The following is a 3,688-nucleotide window of genomic DNA, read 5'->3' on the forward strand; positions in this document are numbered from 1 at the left end:
TCTATTTATCCCCAATGCTTTACCTTAACCCAGCAACTCCAAAAACCAAAACACCATAAACAAAAATGCCCGCACAAAGGCGGGCATTTTTTTGGAGAGCGTGTTGATTTAACTATCGATCTGCAAGTTACCATCACTGATAAGCTGATTGGCTATTGCCTGATTATTACCCAGTAACGTCAGATCAATGCCTTCCAACACAATTTGCTGATCAATCGACGCGCCGCCATTACCTTGCGAATCAATGCTGACTACGGTGTCGGTACCGTCGGAAGAGAATTGCAGGTAATCGGTAATATTGGCAACCGACTCACCTTCCAACAGATCACGCAGATCCAGCTGATCACCACCGTTGCCCTGCTGAAAGTCGGTAATAACATCCACGGGTACCGCACTGACAGATTGATCGCCATCGACCCAGACATAGGTATCACTGCCAGCACCACCTGTAGCCGTATCACTGCCCTGGCGACCGAAAATCACATCGTCATCAGCGGTACCTAACAGGTTGTTATCTGCACTATCACCTTCCACCAGATTGCGATCGGTAATCACAAATTTCACATCAGTGTTGCTGGAGTTGTCCTGACCATCGGTAATTTGATAATCAAAACTATCGATCACAACAGCATCGGAGCTTGGATTGTGCAACTCGGCAGCTTCATCGGCATCAAGTGCTTTGTTATAGATACGGCCGTCATCGAGTTTGCCGTCAAAGTAGTTTTTGGCGTTGTTAAAACCATCGTGATAATAAACTGTGGTATCAGAACCACCCAGATTGATATCGCCACTGTGAGACCACAACTGTGAACCGGATGTTTGACCAACCAATTGGCCATCAAGGTACATACTCAACGCATCAGATGTAACAGAAGAGCCTCCGTCGAGCACCAGAGACACATGATGCCACTGGCCAGCGCCAATCGCTGCACTGCTGACAAAACTGCCAGACCAACCGCTTTCGCCACCCGGTGTATTCCACCCTGTGACATACAGCTCACCGTTATCGATATAAATATTCAGGCCGCGAACACTGCCACCCTCTTTGTAGATAACTTGACGGCCCGCTGTGCTATCGGCGTTAAACCAAAAGCTAACGGTGCGCTCACCGAAGGTACCGATATTGATATCGTTACTATCACCGGGCTCGGCAATTTGACTACCGGAGAATTCCAACACATTGCCACGATCTGTATCGTTAACAACTTGCGCGCCGTTAAGATTTAATGTGTCAGCTTTTACGCCGCCTACAGCGGTATCTGTGTTGTCATTCATCTGCCAGCGGGTCACCAGCCCATCGGTTGGCCCTTCACCGCTTAACAGGTCGGCAGGATCTTGCTGCGAGCCACCACTGTTATCGATGATTGCTGGAGGACTCGCTAATTCGTTCACTTCGGCAGGAGTAAGCGCACCATCATAAATTCTGACATCGTCGACTTCGCCAGCAAAATAATTGGCAGAACCATCTGTTTGATAACCGCCATTGCCATCGTCATAACGTATGGAACCACCGGAGCGGCCGATATTGATATCACCTGTATGGCCACGATAGAGCTCAGAAGCGCTAGTATCGGCGCCAGAAATATCCTGGCCATCGAGATAGGCAAAGAAGCTGTTAGGTGCTGTGGTATTCGCACCGTTAGCACTGGCATCCAGCACAAGGGTTACATGGTGCCATTGACCATCGGTAACCGCTGCAGAATGCCAGGTACCAACCCAGCCATGTCCTTCACTGGTACTCCAGCCACCGACAAACACCTGGCCGTTTTCTACATAGATATTTAAACCATTAATACTGCCGCCTTCTTCAAAAATAACCTGGCGGCCACTGGCATCGTCGGCTTTAAACCACAAGCTGATAGAGCGCTGCACAAAATCCGCCGGTGCACTGTTGATATCGGCACTGTTCGCAACCGCAACGTAATCATTGACACCATCAAAACTTAGCGACTGCCCAATTCGGCCATTGGCGTTATAGCTGGCACCATTTCGCAGGGATAAGGTGTCACTGACACTACCGCCAGGCGCTAAATCCTGCTCGTTGTTATCGGCATTCCAATAGGTCACCAGATTATTAGTAGGACCCGTGATAATGGTGCCACTGCCGTTTGCCATTTGATATTCGAACGAGCCGTCATCATTCAATAGCAGGTTGCCATACTTGCCAACAATATAAGCAGGCGTTACCACAGAAAGGTCGGCGGGTAGATTGTCGACATCGGAGTCGTTGCTCATCACATTACCTGTAGTACCGCCATCACTTAGTGATAACGCGGCAATATCAGCTACTACTTCCGGCGCATCGTTAGCGCCGTTAATGGTAATGGTCGCGCTGGTACTTGCTACACCGCCGTTACCGTCATCAACATCGTAAGTATAGGTCAGTACTAAAGATTGCCCTTGGGCCAGGTAATCATAATAGCCGTCAGTAACAACCAGGTTATTGTTGATCAGACTTACACCACCCGCATCATTGCCGCTGGTTTCTACCAAATTGGTTACTGATAGGGTATCAGCTATATCAAGATCAGACGCATTCGCCAATAAGTCGAGAGTTGCTGCAACAGCATCCTCACTAATTACCATACTGACAGCTGCACTCACTGTCGGCGTATCATTCACCTGAGTGACATTAATCGTTACCGTAGCGGTACTACTAAGGCCATTAAAATCAGTCACGGTATATGAAAAGCTATCTACACCGAAGAAGTTTGCTATTGGCTGATAAGTAAACGCACCATCACCATTAAAACTAACACTGCCCCCTTCCGCGGAGATTGAATCAAATCCTGTGATAGATGCTAAAGCAGGTAAACTATCGTTAACCAATACATTGGCAATAACACCTTGATCTTCTAACGTGGTAATAACATCGGCAACAGCCACAGGGCCAGCGCTATCAGCTTGAATTTGATTAGTTGATGTATCACCGGCGCCTGTAACCGCTGTCGTACTAAACTCAGTTACCGCTATACCCGAGGAGGTCTGCTCCACTCGATCAACTCGAGCGGGATTTTCACCCGCACTGGTTACCGCCGACTCACCGGCAGCTGGTGCAGGTAAAATTTCATCCAGGCTTTTACCTTCTGCCAATAAGGTTTCCAGGTTTTCAATATTAGGAATCGACAGGGGTTGATTGCCTAGCGCGAGCTCTTCTAACCATTGAGGCGTAAACGTGACGTTCTGATCAAAACCGATGGAAATGACTTCGCCGGTGCTTGTTACCAACACCACGGCACTGTCGGCGACAGAAAGAATGGTCTCGTTAAGAGCCACACTATCACCCACCTTCAACAAGCGCTCAGTATCACCTTGCACGGACATGACATTGCCTTGAATGCCACGCACTTGTGCACTCCACTCAACGGTAGGGGCTTGCTCTGCTTGATCAGTCGAAGACTGCTGGGACTGCGAAATGGCCATAATGGCCCCCTGTCTCTTGGCTGGATCAGAGAACTCCTTTTCGACCAAATCCAACTACTTTGCATATAAATTTTAAAAAACCAGCAAAACAGTTATAACCAACTGATTTTATTAGGTTTTTTAGTATCTATAGGTATTTTTAACAAAGCTGGAGGGAAAAGGCCAGTTAAAACTATAACTCACCTTTTAGCAGGCTAATAAAGCAAAAACCCTGCGTAAAGCGCAGGGTTTTTGTGGGTTGGTTCTATTGGTTCAGACCAAACGA

1 protein-coding gene is annotated in these 3,688 nt (G+C 47.8%); it reads right to left on the bottom strand.

The annotated features are described in order from the left end of the window. Positions 1-108 precede the first annotated feature (108 nt). On the bottom strand, positions 109-3,423 hold the full coding sequence (locus tag ACGHZ6_RS16185; protein WP_390615033.1) for a LamG-like jellyroll fold domain-containing protein: 3,315 nt from the start codon (positions 3,421-3,423) through the stop codon (positions 109-111). Positions 3,424-3,688: the final 265 nt, after the last annotated feature.

Origin of the sequence: Maricurvus nonylphenolicus (genome assembly GCF_042854845.1) — a bacterium.
GTDB lineage: Bacteria > Pseudomonadota > Gammaproteobacteria > Pseudomonadales > Cellvibrionaceae > Maricurvus > Maricurvus nonylphenolicus.